Here is a 16,812-nt window from a genome sequence, read left to right as displayed (position 1 = left end):
CATGCCGCAAGCCGTCGCCGGTCCGGAGATCGAGCGCCTGATCCAGCTCCTGGCCCGCATGCCCGGCCTCGGCCCGCGCTCCGCGCGGCGGGCCGCCCTGCAGCTGATCAAGAAGCGCGACACCCTGCTCGGCCCCCTCGCCGAGGCGATGCGGGTCGCCTCCGAGCGCATCGTCACCTGCCGCGAATGCGGCAACGTCGACACCTGCGACCCCTGCACGATCTGCCGCGACCACGGCCGCGATCCCTCGATGCTCGTCGTGGTCGAGGACGTCTCGGATCTCTGGGCGCTGGAACGCTCGGGCGCGGTCACGGCCCGCTACCACGTGCTCGGCGGCATCCTCTCGGCCCTCGACGGCATCCGCCCGGAGAACCTCAACCTCGCGCGGCTCGTCGAGCGGGCGAGCGTGCCGGAGATGCGCGAGATCATCCTCGCCCTCAGCGCCACGGTGGACGGGCAGACCACGGCCCACTACGTCACCGAACTCCTGGCGCACCTGCCCGTGAAGGTCACGAAGCTCGCCCACGGCGTGCCGGTCGGCGGCGAGCTAGACTATCTCGACGAGGGCACGCTCTCCGCGGCGATCCGTCAGCGCACCGCCTTCTGAGGGCCGTCGCGCGGATTTGACCCGGGCAGCCCGAATCCCTATCTCGACGGGACATGCGCGGCGCCCGTCGGCGCCCTGACCCGGTTTACCCCATGACCATCCGCCCCCTCGTCATCCTTCCGGACGCGCGCCTGCGCGTGACCTCCTCACCGGTCGGCACGATCACGGGCGAGGTGCGCAAGCTCGCGGCCGACATGCTGGAGACGATGTACGACGCCCCGGGCGTCGGCCTCGCGGCGATCCAGGTCGGCGAGCCGACCCGCATCGTGACCATCGATACCTCGAAGGACAAGGAGGCGCGCACCCCCCTCGTGCTGATCGACCCGGAGATCGTCTGGTCCTCCGAGGAGACCCGCGCCTACGAGGAGGGCTGCCTGTCGATCCCCGAATACTACGCCGAGGTGGTGCGGCCCGACCGGGTGCGGGTCCGCTTCCGCACCCTCGACGGCGAGACCGTGGAGCAGGAGGCGGACGGGCTCCTCGCCACCTGCCTCCAGCACGAGCTCGACCACCTCAACGGGGTGCTCTTCATCGACCACATCTCGAAGCTGAAGCGCGACCGGGTGATGAAGAAATTCGCCAAGGCGGCCAAGCGCGGCCAGGAAGCGGCCTGACGCGGTCGCCGGCATGTCCCTCAAGGTCGTCTTCATGGGCACCCCGGACTTCGCGGTGCCGACGCTCGCCGAGATCGTGGGGGGCGGGCACGAGGTCGTGGCGGTCTACACGCGCGCGCCGGCTCCGGCCGGCCGCGGCATGGCGCTCAGGCCCTCGCCCGTCCAGGCCCTCGCCGAGCGCTTCGGCCTGCCCGTGCTGACGCCCTCGACCCTGCGCGGCCCCGAGGCCGCCGAGACCTTCCGGGCCCACGGGGCGGACGTCGCCGTGGTGGTCGCCTACGGGATGATCCTGCCGCCGGCGATCCTGGACGCGCCGCCCCTCGGCTGCCTCAACCTCCACGCCTCGATCCTGCCGCGCTGGCGCGGCGCGGCGCCGATCCAGCGGGCCGTGATGGCGGGCGACGCGGAGACCGGCGTCGCCGTGATGCGCATGGAGCCGGGCCTCGATACCGGCCCGGTCGCCATGCTGGAGCGCGTCGCCATCTCCCCCGAAATGACCGCGGGCGACCTCCACGACCGGCTGATGCCGCTCGGCGCCGACCTGATGCACCGGGCGCTCGGGGCGCTCGAGCGCGGCGGACTCACCTTCACGCCCCAGCCCGCCGAGGGCGTCGTCTACGCGCACAAGATCACCAACGAGGAGGCGCGGCTCGACTGGACCGCGCCGGCCGCCCGCCTGCACGACCGGGTCCGCGGGCTCTCGCCCTTCCCGGGCGCCTTCTTCCTCGCCGATCTCGGGCGCGGGCCGGAGCGCGTGAAGGTGCTGCGCGCGCGCAGCGCCGAGGGTTCGGGGGCGCCGGGCACGCTGCTCGACGAGGCCGGCACGGTCGCCTGCGGCGAGGGCGCGCTGCGGCTCCTGCGGGTGCAGCCCGCCGGCAAGGCGGCGATGGAGGCGGCCGACTTCCTGCGCGGCCGGCGCCTGGAGCCGGGCACCCGCCTCGCCTGATCCGATGCCCCGCTACAAGCTCGTGGTCGAGTACGACGGCAGCGGCTTCGCCGGCTGGCAGCGCCAAGCCGCCGACCGGACGGTGCAGCAGGCCCTGGAGGAGGCGATCGCGCGCTTCGCCGGCGCGCCGGTGCGGGTGCATTGCGCGGGCCGCACCGATGCGGGCGTGCACGCCACCCACCAGGTCGTCCACCTCGACCTCGACCGCGATTGGCGCACCGACACGGTGCGCGACGCGTCCAACGCCCATCTGCGGCCGGAGCCGGTCGCGGTCGTGAGCGCGGAGCGGGTGCGCCCCGACTTCGACGCCCGCCACTCGGCGCTGAGGCGCCACTACCGCTACCGGATCCTGAACCGCCGCAGCCCGCCGGCCCTCGGCCGGGCCTATCTCTGGCACGTGCCCTGGTCCCTGGACGCGCACGCCATGCACGCGGCGGCGCAGACCCTGCTCGGCCGGCACGATTTCTCCGCCTTCCGGGCCGCCGAGTGCCAGGCGAACAGCCCGGTGCGCACCCTCGACCAGCTCGACGTGGCGCGGATCGGCGACGAGATCCTGGTCGCCACCTCGGCCCGCTCCTTCCTGCATCACCAGGTGCGCGGGATGGTCGGCACCCTGATGCTGGCCGGGTGCGGCCGGCTCGACGCCGCCGGGGTGCGGGCAGTGCTCGACTCCCGGGATCGGACCCGCTGCGGCCCGCTCGCCCCGGCCGCCGGCCTGACCCTGACCGGCGTCGACTACCCGGAGCCCGGCCCGTAGCGGCGGCCGGTCCGCCTCGGGTCATACGACATCCGGTTGATGGCTTCGCATCTCCCATTTCGGCCATGCGGATGTCGGCTTCGCTCAGGCGCCGCGCGGGCTTGGGATCCGGGATCCGCTTCGATCAAGCCGATCCCGGATCAGGCGTGCGCGTAGGCGAGGTCGTAGACCTCGCCCGTCTCGGCCTCCCAGGCCACCAGCGGATCGGCCACCTTGCGCACCAGGCAGCCGCTGAGCAGGTAGGTCATGCTGAGGCTCATCCGGTAGAAATGCGCGTTGCCGGCTTGGTGCGGGACGATGCTGCCCGGGTGCTTGTACTGCGCCTCCAGCATCTCGAACCCCGTGTGCCGGTTGAACACGCCCCGCCACGCCTCCTTGGAGTAGCGCCAGAAATCCCACGGCTCCTCGTGCAGCGGCCAGGCGCCGTGCGAGATGATCAGGGCGAGGCCGCCGGGCCTCATGACCTTGTTCATCTCGAGGGCGACCTTCCAGGGCATCAGGATGTGCTCGAAGACCGCGATCGAGAACACGAAGTCGAAGGGCCCCTCGACGCAGCGGGAGAGGTGGTGCGCGTCCCCGACCACGTCGACGTTCGGACCCGCGGTGATGTCGAGCCCGACATACGCGATGTCCTGCGGGAAGGCGTCGCGGTAGACCGTCCCGCTGCGCGCCCGGCTGCCGATCTCCAGGAACCGGCCCTTGCGGGAGGCGACCTCGGCGCGGAAGCGGTCCTGCATCGCGTCGAAGGCCGCGTCGCCCGACCAGGGGAAGTGCGTGGCCGGATTGTCGTAGGACACCCCCGGACTGACCTCGAAGCGCAGCTTCTCCCCGTCGATCTGGTCGGTCGGCAGCAGCCCGACCGCGACGAAGCCCCACATCAGCGCGTCCGGTCCGAAGATCGGCACGAGATCGGGACGCGCCACCCGGCCGACCTGCAGGGCGACGTCGCGGCCCTCGTAGCGCAGGCTCGGCGCGAGGGCGTTCGCCCAGCCCTCGATGTACACGGCGCGGTGCAGGATCTGGACCTTGTCGAGGAAGCCGTGGTGAAGCGCCGGCGCACGCTTTCGGAACAACATCGCAACGTCTCGCGAGAGTCGGCGAGCGCCGTGCCGCGGCGCGGGGCGGACCTCCCCGCATCCCGACCGCGGCGCCGGCGCGCCGATGCCGTGGCATAGCGCCGAGGACCCCGCGCCGGCAATCGCCCGGCGGGACGCGTCGGCGGCCCGTTAAATCAGGGCGTGCGCGCCGCTCGCCACCGCCGCCACCGCCGCCGCGCAGGCCAGGCTGGTGAGGGCCGCCGCCGGCCCGGTCAGGCCGAGGGTCAGGCGCACGGCCGTGGCGTGCAGGCGCAGCAGGATCACCGCGAAGGCGCCGGATTGGAGCGTCGCCAAGCCCGGGGTCGAGAGCCCGAGCGCCAGCAGGAGCGCGGGCAGGGACAGGACCAGGAAGGCCAGGACCAGGATCCAGTTCGTCACGACCACGAAGGGCACGTAGAGGGCGGTCAGTCCCAGGCGCCGCGCCGGCACGATCATGCCGAGCGGCACCGCCAGGAAACAGGCGACCACGCCGCCCATCACGGCCAGCGTCACGTGGTCGGGCCGCAGCAGCGGCGCCCGCGCGAGGTCGACCGGTCCGCGCTCCAGGGCCAGCGCGACCACGGCGGCCGGCGCCGTCAGGGCCATCGCGCCGAAGGAGCGCCAGAAGCCGCGCTCGCTCAGGTCGAACCGCCGCAGGGCCCCCGGGTGCCGGTCGAGGAGCTCCGCCGTCCCCCGCAGCGATCGTCCGATCTCGTCCGCGCTCACCAGCATGGTGCGCCCCGCCAATCCGCACCGCGCGAGATTCAACTTTCGTCTAATACGGGTCAAGCCCGTTCGGCGGGCGGCGGGCTGGCCGGAAAATAGGCATCCAGGATGCGGCGGAAGATGGCGGCGAGGCGATCGAGATCCGCCACCGCGACGCGCTCGTCGACCTGGTGCATGGTCTGGCCGACGAGGCCGAACTCGATCACCGGGCAGGCCTCCTTGATGAAGCGCGCGTCCGAGGTTCCCCCCGTGGTGGAGAGGGCCGGGCGGCGCCCGGTCTCGGCCTCGATCGCGGCGGTGACGAGGTCCACGAAGGCGTCGGGCTGGGTCAGGAAGGCGACCGCGTTGGTCGGCTGCACGTCGAGGCGGTAGCGCACCGCGTTCCCGGCCGCCGCGTCGAGGCGCCGCCGCAGCTCGGCCTCGAGGCTGGCCGGATTCCAGAGGTCGTTGAAGCGGATGTTGAGCACGGCGCGGGCCTGCGCCGGGATGACGTTCGAGGCCGGGTTGCCGACGTCGATCGTGGTGAATTCGAGGTTGGAGGCGTCGAAATGCGCCGTGCCCTCGTCGAGGGGGGCGGCGAGGAGCGCGCCCGCGAGGCGGATCAGGCCCGGGATCGGGTTCTCGGCCCGGTGCGGATAGGCGACGTGGCCCTGCGCGCCCAGCACGGTGAGCGTGGCGGTGAGGGAGCCGCGCCGGCCGATCTTGATCATGTCGCCGAGCGCGTCGGGGTTGGTCGGCTCGGCCAGGATGCAATGGTCGAAGCGCTCGCCCCGCGCCCGCGCCCAGGCGAGGAGCTTCACGGTCCCGTTCACCGCCGGCCCCTCCTCGTCGCCGGTGACCAGGAAGGCGATCGAGCCGCCGAAGGCCGGCCCGCGCTCGGCCAGGAAGGCCAGGGACGCGGCGGCGAGGCAGGCGATGCCGCCCTTCATGTCGACGGCGCCGCGGCCGTGGAGCTCGCCGCCCTCGACGACGCCCGCGAAGGGATCGTGGCGCCACAGGGCGGGCTCCCCGGGCGGCACGACGTCGGTATGCCCGGCCAGCAGCAGGCAGGGCCCGTCCGCGCCGATGCGGGCGTAGAGGTTCTCGACGTCGGGCGTGCCGGGCGCGGAGAAGACCGGGCGCTCGACCGAGAAGCCCGCCGCCGCCAGCAGCCCGGCGAGGTAGGCGAGGGCGCCGCCCTCCTCGGGCGTGACGGAGGGGCAGCGGATCAGGCCCTGGGCGAGGGCGAGCGGTGAGGGTGTCGTCGGCACGGGCGGCCCCGTCGGTGGCGAAGGCCGCCCCTTAAGCGGCGCGGGACCGGGATGCAAACGCGGACCTTCCGGGGCGGCCGGCAAGGGGTTAGTGCTCGGGAGAGAGCCGGTGCGGGTCCGGCCGAGGGACGGCCCGGGAGCGACGCGCGCAGATGACCAGCCTCAGCCCCGACGAGATCGAGCGCTACGCGCGCCACATCGTGCTGCGCGACGTCGGCGGGCCGGGCCAGGCGCGGCTGAAGGCCGCGCGGGTGCTGGTGGTCGGCGCGGGCGGGCTCGGCGCGCCGCTGATCCAGTACCTCGCCGCGGCCGGCCTCGGCACGATCGGGATCGTGGACGACGACGCGGTGTCGCTCTCCAACCTGCAGCGGCAGGTGATCCACGGCACGCCCGACCTCGGGCGCCCGAAAGTCGAGAGCGCCGCCGCTGCGGTGGCGCGCCTCAACCCGCACGTGCGGGTCGAGACGCATGCGACGCGGCTGAGCACCGACAATTCCGATCGCCTCGTCGGCGCCTACGACCTCGTGGCGGACGGGTCGGACAATTTCGCGACCCGCTACGCGGTCTCGGACGCCTGTTTCCGCCAGGGGAAGCCCCTCGTCACGGCGGCGCTCGGGCAGTTCGACGGGTCGCTCACCACGATCCGGGCCCACGAGACCGGGCCGGACGGGCGCCCGAACCCGACCTATCGCTGCCTCTTCCCCGAGCCGCCGCCCGCGGGCGCGGTGCCGACCTGCGCCGAGGCCGGCGTGATCGGGGCGCTCGCCGGGCTGATGGGCTCGATGATGGCGCTCGAGGTGATCCGGGAGGTGACGGGCTTCGGCGAGGGGCTGGTCGGGCGCCTGCTCATGGTCGATGCCCGCTCGCTGCGCTTCGAGACCCTGTCCTACGCCTACGACCCGGACAACCCGCTCAGCGGAACGGCGGCTCGTCGAAGCTCCTGAGCTTGCGCGAGTGGAGCCGGCCGCGGTCGCGGCGCAGCAGGTCGAGGGTGGCGAGGCCGATCAGCAGGTGCTCGCCCACCGCCCGCTCGTAGAAGGCGTTGGCGGCCCCCGGGAGCTTGATCTCCCCGTGGAGCGGCTTGTCGGAGATGCAGAGCAGCGTCCCGTAGGGCACGCGCAGCCGGTAGCCCTGGGCCGCGATGGTGCCGCTCTCCATGTCGACGCCGATCGCCCGCGAGAGGTTGATGCGCCGCCGCTCCTGCGACCAGCGCAACTCCCAGTTCCGGTCGTCGTAGGTCACGACGGTGCCGGTGCGCAGCCGGCGCTTGAGCGCCTCGACGCGCTCGCCGGTCACGGCGGCGGCGGCCTCCTGGAGCGCCACCTGCACCTCCGCCAGGGCCGGGATCGGCACGTCCGGCGGCACGAGCTCGTCGAGGATGCGGTCGCGGCGCAGGTAGCCGTGCGCCAGCACGTAGTCGCCGATGGTCTGCGACTGCCGCAACCCGCCGCAATGGCCGACCATGAGCCAGCAATGCGGGCGCAGGACGGCGAGGTGGTCGGTGATGGTCTTCGCGTTCGAGGGACCGACCCCGATATTGACGAGCGTGGTGCCCTGCCCGTCGCGGGCCACGAGATGGTAGGCGGGCATCTGGAACCGGTGCCAGGGGGAGGCCGCGATGAGCGCGCCCGGATCGGCCTCCCTCGCCTCCTCGGCGGTGACCGACACGCCCCCGGGCAGGACCAGCCGCTCGTAGCGCTCGGGCGCCTCGGCGAGCGTGCGCAGCCCGACGCGGACGAACTGATCGACGTAGCGGTGGTAGTTGGTGAGGAGGATCCAGGGCTGGATCGCCCGCCAATCCGCCCCGGTATAGTGGACGAGGCGCCGCAGCGAGTAGTCGACGCGCGGCCCGTCGAACAGAGCCAGCGGCCGCGGCTCGTCGCCGGCCTCCAGCCAGAGCCCGTCCGCGATCTCGTCGCCGACCGTGGAGAGCATCGGGGTCGGGAAGGCGCGGGCGAGCTCGCTCGAGGTCTGCTCGCCCCGGCTCAGCTCGGCCCCGGGCTCGACGACGTACGGGTAGGGGATCTCCTGGGCGCTCAGGCCGACCTCGATCGTGGCGCCGTAATCGGCCACGAGGGGGCGCAGCTGCTCCAGCAGGTAGGCGCGGAAATGGGCGGGCTGCGTCACCGTGGTGGCGTAGATGCCCGGCCCCTGAAACTTGGCGGTGGCCCGCTTGATCCGCGGCATCGGGCCGGTCGGCCGGTAGGTCAGGCGCAGTTCCGGGTAGCGGAAGCTCAGGCGCTCGGCGGCGTGGGGCGGCACCCCGTCCTTCAGGAAGCGCCCGAGGGCGGCCTTGAGGCTCTCCACCGCGGAGGCGTGCAGGGCGGCGAGGCGGTCGACGGCCGTTTCCGGCTCGGCCACCGTCTCCATCGGTCTCAGTTCGTCGGCGAACACGATCGTGCGGCCCTCCGCTGCGCAGGCCGGGCGGCCTCCCGGGGGCCCGGGGCCGCCGGTCCCCGCCCCCGTGTTGCGGCAGCCCCGGCCCGAAGGCAAGGCCGCCCGGTGGCCGGAAGGCGGTCGTCGGAGGCCCACGCCGAAAAACCCGGCGAGGCGAGCCTCCCGGGTGCCCTGCGAAGGCGGGCGATCAGGCGTCCACGCCCGGCGCGGCCGGCATCCGCGCTCGGCGCGGCCAAGCGCCCGCGCTCAGCGCGGCGCCAGGATCATGATCATCTGGCGACCTTCGAGTTGCGGCTCGCTCTCGACCTTGGCGATCTCCTGCGTCTCCGCCTTGACGCGTTCGAGCAGGCGCAGGCCGAGATCCTGGTGCGCCATCTCGCGCCCGCGGAACCGCAGCGTCACCTTGACCTTGTCGCCTTCCTCGAAGAACCGTTGCACGGCCTTCATCTTGACGTCGTAGTCGTGCTTGTCGATGCCGGGCCGGAGCTTGATCTCCTTGACCTCGACCGTCTTCTGACGCTTGCGCGCCTCGGCCTGCTTCTTCTGTTCGTTGAAGCGGTAGCGGCCATAGTCGAGGAGCTTGCAGACCGGCGGGGTGGAGTTCGGGGCGATCTCGACGAGGTCGAGCCCCGCTTCCTCCGCGACCTGCAGCGCGTCGAAGAAGCCCATGACTCCGCGATTCTGTCCGGTCTCGTCGATGAGCTGAACTTCACGAACGCCGCGGATGTCCCGGTTGGCGCGCGGCCCGTCCTTCTGCGGGGCCGGCATGGCTCTCATAGGTCTGCGAATGGCTGGTATCTCCTCATTGCTGCAGCGGTCGGCTCGCCGGCCCGGCCCTGACATCCAGGGGAGACGGTGGGGCGAGGCGCGGACACACTCGTGTGAACTGCGGCACCTTGGCTAAACCGCGCGAGATGTCAACTCGCCGGAAGGGAACTTGGTTGCGATCGGGTGATTCCGAAGCATCGTCGGTCCGAGGAAGCCGCGGTCGATCCGTCCTCCGGCCTAGACCGGGGCCTCCGGCGCGGCCAGGAGAGCGGCATAGACTTCCAGCGTGGCGGCGGTCATGCGCTCGAGCGAGAAATTCTGCTCCACGTGGCGGCGGGCGCGGCGGGCGAGCGCGTCGCGGGCGCTGGCGCCGAGCTGGAGCATCTCGGCGATCGCCTCCGCGAGGGGCTCCACCTCCCCGGCCGGCACGCGCCAGCCGGTCCGCTCGGCGGCGGCGACTTCGGGCGGCGCCAGCACGGTCTCGCGCACCGCGCCGAGATCCGAGACCACCACCGGCGTGCCGATCGCCTGGGCCTCGACGGCGGCGCGGCCGAAGGCCTCGGGCGCCGTCGAGGGCACCGCCACCACGGAGGCCGCCCGCAACGCCGCCGGCATGTCGGCGCAGTGGCCGACCCGCCGGACGACGCTGCCGAGGTTGTGCGCGGCGACGAGCGCGTCGAGTTCGCGCTCGTAGGCGGCCCGGCCCTGCGCGTCGCCCGCCAGGACCACGGCGAAGTCCCTCATGCCCCTGGCGCGCAGGGCGGCCGCCGCCTCGATCAGGACGCGCTGGCCCTTCCAGGCGGTGAGCCGGGCGGCCAGCAGCACGATCCGCTCGTGCGGGGCGACGCCCCAGGCCCGGCGCAGGGCCTCGACCCGCCCGGGCCCGACCTGCGCCGCCGAGAAGGCCGCGAGGTCGGTGCCGCGGTGGATCACCCGGATCCGCTCCGGGCGCGCCTGCGGATGCGCCGAGCGGATCAACTCCGCCGTGTAGTGCGAGTTGGCGATGACGGCGTCGCCGCGGGCCATCACCGAGTTGTAGAATTGCTTGACCGGCGTGCGGCCCGAGTAGCTGCCGTGATAGGTCGTGACCAGCGGCAGGCCGAGTCGCCGCCGGGCGCCGAGGGCGACCCAGGCCGGGGCGCGGGAGCGGGCATGGACGATGCGCACGCCCTCGGCCCGGCAGAGCCGGACGAGGCGCCCGACATTCACCGCCATCGCGAAGGGGTTCTTGGTGCGGGCCGGGAACGGCACCCAGATCCCGCCCTTCGCCTGCAGCTCCCCGACGAGCCGCCCGCCCTCGGTGGCGACCAGCGCCCGCGCGCCGATCGCCGCCAGGGCCGCCGCCACGTCGACCGTGGTGCGCTCCGCGCCCCCGGCGTCGAGTTCGGGGATGATCTGCAGGATGGTCGCCCCCGCGAGCGGGTGCTGCGTGGAGGCCCGGAAGGAGGCGGCCTGGCTCGGCGGCGCGGGGCTCCAGGTCCTGGCTCGCGATCCTCCGATGTCCGCCTCCCTGTGCGCGGCCGTTGCGCCCATTCGCGCTCCCTGATCTAGAGGTTCGGTCACGCCGAGCATGGTCCGAGACCTTCTCCCGATCGTATTTCGGATCTGTAAACGCTCGCCCCCGGAGAGACCGCCCCGCGATGACCCTTCCCTCCCCCGCCGCCACCCTGATCCCGGTCGTTCGGAACGGCGCCACCCGCCAGATCGCGACGATCCCGCGCGACGGCAAGGGGCCGCCGGTCGTCTGGCTCGGCGGGTTCCGCTCCGACATGCGGGCCACCAAGGCCGAGGCGATCGACGCCTGGGCGGCGCGGACGGGCCGGGCCTTCCTGCGGTTCGATTACGGCGGCCACGGGGAATCGGAAGGGGATTTCGCCGCCTTCACCATCTCCGACTGGCTCGCCGACGCGGAGGCGGCGATCGCCCGCTTCGCGCCCGAGCGGCCGATCCTGGTCGGCTCCTCGATGGGCGGCTGGGTCGCGCTGCTCGCGGCGAAGCGGGTCCGGCCGGCCGGGCTCGTGCTGATCGCGCCGGCGACCGACTTCACCGAGGCGCTGATCTGGGAGCGGCTGCCGGAGGAGATCCGCGCGCGGATCACGCGCGAGGGCGTGTGGCGGCGCGACTCCGCCTACTCGCCCGAGCCGACGCCGGTGACCCGCGCCCTGATCGAGGATGGCCGCCGCCACCTGCTGCTCGGCGGCCCGATCGACCCGGGCTGCCCGGTCCACATCCTGCAGGGCATGGCCGACCCGGACGTCCCCTGGGCGCACGCGATGCGGCTCGTGGAGGCGCTGCCGGAGCGGGGCGTGGTGCTGACCCTCATCAAGGAGGGCGACCACAGGCTCTCCGACCCGGCGAGCCTCGCGCGGCTGATCGCGGCGGTGGAGGGGATCGCCTGAGGGCAGGCGGCGCTCCGGGACCGGGAGGCCGGTCCCGGGAGCCGCCGGCCGGCCCGCCGCTCAGTGCACGCTCACCGCCTGGAGGTCGTGCGCCCAGGCATTGGCGATCGCGGCGTCGCGGCTGTCGGTGAGCAGGATCGGCGCCCCGCTCGCGGACAGGAGCGCGAACAGGTTCAGGCCGGGGGTGAGGTCGGGCGCCTGGGGAAACAGGCGCTTCACGTCGTCGGCGGTCATCGGCCGCACGTAGGCGACGTGGCCCTCGCCGAGGGCGGCGAGCGCGGTGGGATCGATGGTCGGGTTCCGGTCGGTCATGGTTCGCCCTCCTTCGGGACGTGGCAGAGCGTGGGGTTCGGCGCGGGCCCCGCGGCAGCCCGGCGACCAGGGGTGAGGACGCGGCTCACTCAACGTCGCGCGAGGCGATGTCGATCCGTCGCACGATCCGCTCCGGCTCCGGCCGGACGAGATCGATCGAGAGCAGCCCGTTCGACAGGTCCGCGCCCAGCACCTCCATGCCGTCGGCGAGGAGGAAGGCGCGCTGGAACTGCCGCGCGGCGATGCCGCGATGCAGGAAGGTGCGGCTCTTGTCGTCGGTCTGGCGACCGCGGACGATGAGCTGGCTCTCCTCCAGCGTCACGTCGAGCTGGTCGCGCGTGAAGCCCGCCACCGCGAGGGTGATGCGCAGGCGCTCCGGCTGCCGCTCGGTGCGGGCGAGCCGCTCGATGTTGTAGGGCGGGTACCCGTCGTTGGCGGCCTTGGCGACGCGGTCGAGCGCCTGCTCGATCTCGTCGAAGCCGAGGAGAAACGGGTGCCCGAAGGGCGAGGGACGCGACATGGACGAACGAAGCCCTTCTGCGACGAGGCACTTCGAGACGTGAGCCCGCGGATGCAGCGCTCAGGCGACCGGCGGGACCCCGCCGGCCGCCTCAATATGGCGGGGGGCCCCGGCCCCATCAAGGGGCGTGGGCAAGGGGCGCGGTCAAGGGGCGCGGGCAAGGGGCGCGGGCAAGGGGCGCGGGCGCCCCCGAGCGCGGCAGTATCGCGGCGGCCACGCGGCTCGGAATCTGCCATTCCCTCCGTCACGATCAATCGCGAAAGGCTGGCGAGCGCGCCGTGGGCAAGCTACCGCTCTGCCGAACTGATCCGGTCGCAGTCGATCCACGATCGCGGCGGTCCAACTCCCGGTTAGATCTCCGATGCGCCGCCTGTCCTGGCTCACCGCCCTGCTCGCCAGCGCCGCTCTCGGCTCGGGTGCCGCTGCCCAGTCCGTCGCGACGCCGGCCATGCAGCCCTCGCCGACCCTGCCCGAGGGCGCGGGCGGCGACCCGCAGACGTCGGTGGCCCAGCCCGAGACCTCGTCCAAGCCCTCGGCCAACGTCACGACCTCGATCCAGGGGCTGCTCGGACCCGCCGCCGATCCGGGCGGGATCCGCAGCTTCCTCGCCAAGCGCGGCATCGAGTACAGCCTCACCTATGTCGGAGAGGTGCTGGGCAACCTCTCGGGCGGGATCAAGCGCGGGGCGATCTACGAGGGCCGCCTCGATCTCCAGGTCGACGCCGACCTGGAGACGCTCGCGGGCTGGAAGGGCGCCGCCTTCCACACCAACTTCTACCAGATCCACGGCACCGGCCTGTCCCGCTACTACGTCGGCAACCTCGACGTGGTCAGCGGCATCGAGGCGCTGCCCTCCTCGCGCCTCTACGAACTCTGGATCGAGCAGAAGCTGTTCGACGATCAGTTGGGCCTCAAGGTCGGCCAGATCGCCGCCGACACGGAGTTCCTGGTCAGCCAGACCGCGACCCTGTTCGTCAACTCGACCTATGGCTGGCCGGACATCACCGGCATCAACCTGCCGAGCGGCGGGCCGGCCTACCCGCTGGCGACCCCCGCGGTGCGGGCGAAATACACGCCGAACAAGAACTTCTCGCTTCAGGTCGGCCTCTTCGACGGCGACCCGGCCGGCCCGGCCCGGCCCGGCCTCGACCCCGACCCGCAGCGGCGCAACCGGTACGGCACGAATTTCCGCCTCGGCGACCCGCCGCTCCTGATCGCCGAGGCGGCCTACGCCTACAACCTCGACAGCCGCCATCGCGGGCGCCCGGTCATCGACGAGCCCGGCACGGTCACGCTGGGCGGCTGGTACCATTTCGGCCGCTTCAACAGCCCGCGCTTCGACGATTCGGGCCGGCCCCTCGCCGACCCCTCGACGACCGGCATCGCCCGGCGCTTCCGCGGCAATGACGGCATCTACGGCATCATCGACCAGACGCTGTTCCGCGAGCCCGACAAGAACGACGAGGGCGCCAGCGCCTTCGTGCGCGTCTCCGGCTCGCCCGGCGACCGCAACCTCGTCGACTTCTACGTCGATGCCGGCATCGCCTATAAGGGCCTGCTGCCGGGCCGCTCCGACGACACGGTCGGCCTCAGCATGTCCTATTCGCGGATCTCGCAATCGATCCGCGGCCTCGACCTCGACACGATCCTGGCGACCGGCGTCGCGCGGCCGGTGCGCGCCTTCGAGGCGCAGCTCGAACTGACCTACCAGGCGCTGATCGCGCCCGGCATCACCGTGCAGCCGGACTTCCAGTACGTCTTCCACCCGGGCGGCAACGGCGTGAACCCGCGCTCGCCCACCGGCGAGCGGCTGCGCAACGCGGCGATCCTGGGGATCCGCTCGACGATCCGCTACTGAGCGGCGGGGCGCGGCTCGGCCCGGCCCGGCAGGGGCAGGCGGACGAGCTTCTGGCTGATGCGGTCGCGCAGGTCGGCCGGGAGTTCGAGATCCACCACCCGCCAGGTGAAGCCGCGCAGGCGCAGCCGCAGCCGGTACTGGCTCGCCCGCGGCCGGTCGGGCGGGAAGCTGAACACGACGCCGCGGAAGCCCCGCATCTCGGCGGTGCGCGCGAGGGCGAGGAGGTCCGAGACGCGCCGCCCGGGCAGGCCGCGATCCTGCGATCCCCGGCCCGGCCCCGCCGCCCCGTCCGGACGGGCGATGCCGAGGCGCTCGGGCCAGCCGTCATCGAGCAGGTCCATCAGCATCTCGGGCGTCACCAGGCTGCCGACCACGGGCTCGACCAGCCCCGCCACCGCGTCGGTGAGCATCTGGCGGTCGCGGGGCGAGAGGTCGGGGCGGGCCTCGATCGCCTCCAGGGCGGCGGCCGTCGCCTGCCGGCTGAGGGACAGGCGCAGGGTGCGGAAATTCACCCGCTGGGTCACCGCCGGGAGGTCGTTGGTCCGCACCGCCTCGCTCAGCCGGTAGAGCGCCAGGTAGGGCGAGAGCGAGTAGCCCAGCCAGAGCAGCACGAGGGCGAGGAACAGGCACCACCAGCGCATGGGGTCAGTCCGCCGCCGGCCGGGGCAGCGGGGCCGGAACCCGCCTCATGCCGGGCGCGCGAAGGGTGCGAAGGCGGCGATCACCTGCTGGTAGACCGGCCGCTTGAACGGGATGATCAGCTCCGCGAGGTTGGCGAGGGGTTCCCAGCGCCACGCGTCGAACTCGGCCTTGTGGGCGCCGCCGCCCGGGCGGAGGATGTCGATCTCGCTGTCGGCCCCCTCGAAGGCGAAGGCGAACCACTTCTGGGTCTGACCCCGGTAGCGCCCCTTCCAGAGCTGGCCGGCCGCGACGCTCGGCAGGTCGTAGCTGTACCAGCCGGGCGCCTCGGCCAGGAGACGCACGGAATCCGGCCGCACGCTCGTCTCCTCGTAGAGCTCGCGCAGGGCCGCCCCCTCGGGGGTCTCGCCCGGGTCGATGCCGCCCTGCGGCATCTGCCAGCTATGGGCGGGCGCCTCGGCCACCAGCCCGGCTTCCCTGGCCCGCCGCCCGGCGAAGACGAGGCCGTCGCGGTTGAACAGGGCGATGCCGACGCAGGGCCGGTAGGGAAGATCGGCCAGGGCGGAGCCGGCCGGTCGGGTGTCGCGGTCTGCCATCGGGGCCTGCACGGGCTCGCTTCGGAATCCTGGCGCCCTTGTGCGAGAGAAGTCGCGGCGCCACAAGGCTGCGGGGCGCGTCTGGCGACGCGGGGGCGCGTCTACCGACGCGCCCGGAGGGCGCGGCTCGCCGGGACGAGCAGGATGCCCCGCGCCTCCAGGTCGCGGCTCCAGCGGGCGATCCGGTCGATGGTGAGCGGCAGCGCCATGGCCGAACCCATCGCGAAGCCCTTGCGCCGCGCCGTCTCCTCCAGCCGGGCGAGTTCGCGGTCGACCGCGTCGGGGAGCGGCGCCGCGTCCACGACCACGTCGGCGCGGGCCACCGGCGCGCGGGCGCGCCGCCCGATGTCGAGCGCGAGCGAGCGCGGCGAGGTGCCGTCGTCGACGAAGCCGAGGCCGCGGGCCCCGATCTCGCGCAGGATCGGGTCGAGGGCCCCGGCCTCGGCGGTGAGCCGCGCCCCCATGTAGTTCACCACCCCGATCGCGCCCGGGATGCGGGAGAGCACGAAGCCGAGGCGGTCCGCGTTCTCGGCGGGCTTGGCGCCCGCGAGCAGCGTCTGCGGCCCGGGATCGTTGTCCGGGTAGTCGAAGGGCTCCATCGGGGCCTGCACCATCACCTCGTGGCCGGCCTCGCGGGCGCGGGCCGCCTGCCGGCCCACGTCGGCGCCGTAGGGGGCGAAGGCGAGGGTGACGGCGGGCGGCAGCCGGGTCACCGCGTCCTGCGTCACCGCCGCCCCGATCCCGAGGCCGGTCACCACCAGGGCGATCCGGCCGGCCGGCGCCGCGCCGCTCGGCAGGGCGGGCGCCTCCGGCCGGGCGTAGACGTCGACGGCGCGGGCGCCGTCCGGGCCGAGGCGCGGCAGCAGCCCGTAGCGGCCCTTCTCGGAGAGGGCCGGATCGGGCGCGGGGGCGAGGCGGATCTCGGTCGGCCCCGGCACGCGGATCACCACCGAATCCGGCACGGCACTGCCCTCCGGCCGCAGCACCGCAACGCCCGAGGCGCGCTCGACCTCGCTCGCGCTGCGGCTCCCGGCCTCCGCCGGGGCGGGCGGGCGCGGGCTCGGCGGGCCGGGCGGGGCCTCGCGCCGGGTGATCGTCACCAGGGCGTGCGGCTCGCCGCCGAGGGGATCCTCCGTCAGGGCGACGAACCCGGCGACGGCCCCGACCAGGACGGCCGCCGCGGCCGACAGGATCGCCCGCAGCGGGATGGCGGCCCGCAGGCGCGCGAGGCGGGAGGGGGTCTCGTCCCGCATCCCGAGGGGTCGGGTGAGGGCATCGTTGGCGAGGATCACGGCGGCGCATCCGGCTCTCGGACCGGCCGCAGACGACAAGGCCCGCAGCGACGGT

18 protein-coding genes are annotated in these 16,812 nt (G+C 73.6%); 7 read left to right on the top strand and 11 right to left on the bottom strand.

Translation table 11 applies throughout. The features are described from left to right. Position 1 precedes the first annotated feature (1 nt). The 4 genes from recR (at position 2) to truA (ending at position 2,924) form a co-directional block, all read left to right on the top strand. Positions 2–607 (top strand): recombination mediator RecR, encoded by a 606-nt coding sequence (recR, locus tag QA634_RS21510; protein ID WP_012333981.1) that lies wholly within the window; start codon positions 2–4, stop codon positions 605–607. Positions 608–699: 92 nt separating this feature from the next. Beyond that, positions 700–1,221 carry a peptide deformylase gene (gene def, locus QA634_RS21505; protein ID WP_012333980.1) on the top strand — a complete coding sequence of 174 codons (522 nt, stop codon included), beginning with the start codon at positions 700–702 and terminating at the stop codon, positions 1,219–1,221. A gap of 13 nt (positions 1,222–1,234) precedes the next feature. Next, positions 1,235–2,167: a methionyl-tRNA formyltransferase gene (fmt, locus tag QA634_RS21500; RefSeq protein ID WP_012333979.1), complete on the top strand. Its 933-nt coding sequence runs from the start codon at positions 1,235–1,237 to the stop codon at positions 2,165–2,167. A 4-nt stretch (positions 2,168–2,171) separates the two neighbouring features. Beyond that, the gene (gene truA, locus QA634_RS21495) at positions 2,172–2,924 is read left to right on the top strand and encodes a tRNA pseudouridine(38-40) synthase TruA (RefSeq protein WP_012333978.1); all 753 of its coding nucleotides are present in this window, start codon (positions 2,172–2,174) and stop codon (positions 2,922–2,924) included. Between the two features lie 140 nt (positions 2,925–3,064). Here the strand turns inward: truA and QA634_RS21490 are convergent, their stop codons facing one another. The 3 genes from QA634_RS21490 to dapE form a co-directional block, all read right to left on the bottom strand. Beyond that, entirely contained in the window at positions 3,065–4,000 is a 936-nt protein-coding gene (locus QA634_RS21490; protein WP_012333977.1) for a class I SAM-dependent methyltransferase, read from the bottom strand. 150 nt (positions 4,001–4,150) lie between these two features. Further along, the gene (locus QA634_RS21485; RefSeq protein WP_012333976.1) at positions 4,151–4,732 is read right to left on the bottom strand and encodes a hypothetical protein; all 582 of its coding nucleotides are present in this window, start codon (positions 4,730–4,732) and stop codon (positions 4,151–4,153) included. A gap of 53 nt (positions 4,733–4,785) precedes the next feature. Beyond that, on the bottom strand, positions 4,786–5,976 hold the full coding sequence (gene dapE, locus QA634_RS21480; protein ID WP_012333975.1) for a succinyl-diaminopimelate desuccinylase: 1,191 nt from the start codon (positions 5,974–5,976) through the stop codon (positions 4,786–4,788). Positions 5,977–6,128: 152 nt separating this feature from the next. On the opposite strand from dapE, the gene QA634_RS21475 reads away from it, so the two are divergent. Beyond that, positions 6,129–6,920: a HesA/MoeB/ThiF family protein gene (locus QA634_RS21475; protein WP_012333974.1), complete on the top strand. Its 792-nt coding sequence runs from the start codon at positions 6,129–6,131 to the stop codon at positions 6,918–6,920. Here QA634_RS21475 and QA634_RS21470 read toward each other — a convergent pair. The 3 genes from QA634_RS21470 to QA634_RS21460 form a co-directional block, all read right to left on the bottom strand. Then, positions 6,889–8,370 carry an AMP nucleosidase gene (locus QA634_RS21470; protein WP_012333973.1) on the bottom strand — a complete coding sequence of 494 codons (1,482 nt, stop codon included), beginning with the start codon at positions 8,368–8,370 and terminating at the stop codon, positions 6,889–6,891. The two genes, QA634_RS21475 and QA634_RS21470, sit on opposite strands and share 32 nt — an antisense overlap. A gap of 249 nt (positions 8,371–8,619) precedes the next feature. Further along, positions 8,620–9,141 carry a translation initiation factor IF-3 gene (gene infC, locus QA634_RS21465; RefSeq protein ID WP_012333972.1) on the bottom strand — a complete coding sequence of 174 codons (522 nt, stop codon included), beginning with the start codon at positions 9,139–9,141 and terminating at the stop codon, positions 8,620–8,622. 237 nt (positions 9,142–9,378) lie between these two features. Further along, a complete protein-coding gene (locus QA634_RS21460) occupies positions 9,379–10,674 on the bottom strand; it encodes a glycosyltransferase family 4 protein (protein WP_012333971.1) in 1,296 nt (431 codons plus the stop codon). Between the two features lie 107 nt (positions 10,675–10,781). Between QA634_RS21460 and QA634_RS21455 the strand changes: the two genes are divergently transcribed. Next, positions 10,782–11,540 (top strand): alpha/beta hydrolase, encoded by a 759-nt coding sequence (locus tag QA634_RS21455; protein ID WP_012333970.1) that lies wholly within the window; start codon positions 10,782–10,784, stop codon positions 11,538–11,540. Between the two features lie 60 nt (positions 11,541–11,600). Here QA634_RS21455 and QA634_RS21450 read toward each other — a convergent pair whose 3' ends face one another. Then, entirely contained in the window at positions 11,601–11,852 is a 252-nt protein-coding gene (locus tag QA634_RS21450; RefSeq protein WP_012333969.1) for a BQ00720 family protein, read from the bottom strand. 85 nt (positions 11,853–11,937) lie between these two features. Further along, positions 11,938–12,372, bottom strand: a complete 435-nt coding sequence (locus QA634_RS21445; protein ID WP_012333968.1) for an Hsp20 family protein — start codon at positions 12,370–12,372, stop codon at positions 11,938–11,940. A 361-nt stretch (positions 12,373–12,733) separates the two neighbouring features. Between QA634_RS21445 and QA634_RS21440 the strand changes: the two genes are divergently transcribed. Further along, positions 12,734–14,230 (top strand): carbohydrate porin, encoded by a 1,497-nt coding sequence (locus QA634_RS21440; RefSeq protein WP_012333967.1) that lies wholly within the window; start codon positions 12,734–12,736, stop codon positions 14,228–14,230. Here the strand turns inward: QA634_RS21440 and QA634_RS21435 are convergent. The 3 genes from QA634_RS21435 to QA634_RS21425 form a co-directional block, all read right to left on the bottom strand. After that, positions 14,224–14,871 carry a DUF2939 domain-containing protein gene (locus tag QA634_RS21435; protein WP_012333966.1) on the bottom strand — a complete coding sequence of 216 codons (648 nt, stop codon included), beginning with the start codon at positions 14,869–14,871 and terminating at the stop codon, positions 14,224–14,226. The genes QA634_RS21440 and QA634_RS21435 overlap by 7 nt on opposite strands. Positions 14,872–14,916: 45 nt before the next feature. Next, the gene (locus QA634_RS21430) at positions 14,917–15,465 is read right to left on the bottom strand and encodes an RNA pyrophosphohydrolase (RefSeq protein WP_043701453.1); all 549 of its coding nucleotides are present in this window, start codon (positions 15,463–15,465) and stop codon (positions 14,917–14,919) included. Between the two features lie 101 nt (positions 15,466–15,566). Further along, positions 15,567–16,757 carry a divergent polysaccharide deacetylase family protein gene (locus tag QA634_RS21425; protein ID WP_012333964.1) on the bottom strand — a complete coding sequence of 397 codons (1,191 nt, stop codon included), beginning with the start codon at positions 16,755–16,757 and terminating at the stop codon, positions 15,567–15,569. Between the last annotated feature and the right edge of the window lie 55 nt (positions 16,758–16,812).

The sequence above is a fragment of the Methylobacterium sp. CB376 genome (assembly GCF_029714205.1).
Lineage (GTDB): Bacteria > Pseudomonadota > Alphaproteobacteria > Rhizobiales > Beijerinckiaceae > Methylobacterium.
This window is presented reverse-complemented; position numbering and strand designations above follow the sequence as displayed.

Coding starts and splice junctions, on each gene's coding strand:
- recR (WP_012333981.1), top strand. CDS start 2: ATGCCGCAAGCCGTCGCCGGTCCGGAGATCGAGCGCCTGATCCAGCTC.
- def (WP_012333980.1), top strand. CDS start 700: ATGACCATCCGCCCCCTCGTCATCCTTCCGGACGCGCGCCTGCGCGTG.
- fmt (WP_012333979.1), top strand. CDS start 1,235: ATGTCCCTCAAGGTCGTCTTCATGGGCACCCCGGACTTCGCGGTGCCG.
- truA (WP_012333978.1), top strand. CDS start 2,172: ATGCCCCGCTACAAGCTCGTGGTCGAGTACGACGGCAGCGGCTTCGCC.
- QA634_RS21490 (WP_012333977.1), bottom strand. CDS start 4,000: ATGTTGTTCCGAAAGCGTGCGCCGGCGCTTCACCACGGCTTCCTCGAC.
- QA634_RS21485 (WP_012333976.1), bottom strand. CDS start 4,732: ATGCTGGTGAGCGCGGACGAGATCGGACGATCGCTGCGGGGGACGGCG.
- QA634_RS21475 (WP_012333974.1), top strand. CDS start 6,129: ATGACCAGCCTCAGCCCCGACGAGATCGAGCGCTACGCGCGCCACATC.
- infC (WP_012333972.1), bottom strand. CDS start 9,141: ATGCCGGCCCCGCAGAAGGACGGGCCGCGCGCCAACCGGGACATCCGC.
- QA634_RS21460 (WP_012333971.1), bottom strand. CDS start 10,674: ATGGGCGCAACGGCCGCGCACAGGGAGGCGGACATCGGAGGATCGCGA.
- QA634_RS21455 (WP_012333970.1), top strand. CDS start 10,782: ATGACCCTTCCCTCCCCCGCCGCCACCCTGATCCCGGTCGTTCGGAAC.
- QA634_RS21450 (WP_012333969.1), bottom strand. CDS start 11,852: ATGACCGACCGGAACCCGACCATCGATCCCACCGCGCTCGCCGCCCTC.
- QA634_RS21445 (WP_012333968.1), bottom strand. CDS start 12,372: ATGTCGCGTCCCTCGCCCTTCGGGCACCCGTTTCTCCTCGGCTTCGAC.
- QA634_RS21440 (WP_012333967.1), top strand. CDS start 12,734: ATGCGCCGCCTGTCCTGGCTCACCGCCCTGCTCGCCAGCGCCGCTCTC.
- QA634_RS21435 (WP_012333966.1), bottom strand. CDS start 14,871: ATGCGCTGGTGGTGCCTGTTCCTCGCCCTCGTGCTGCTCTGGCTGGGC.
- QA634_RS21430 (WP_043701453.1), bottom strand. CDS start 15,465: ATGGCAGACCGCGACACCCGACCGGCCGGCTCCGCCCTGGCCGATCTT.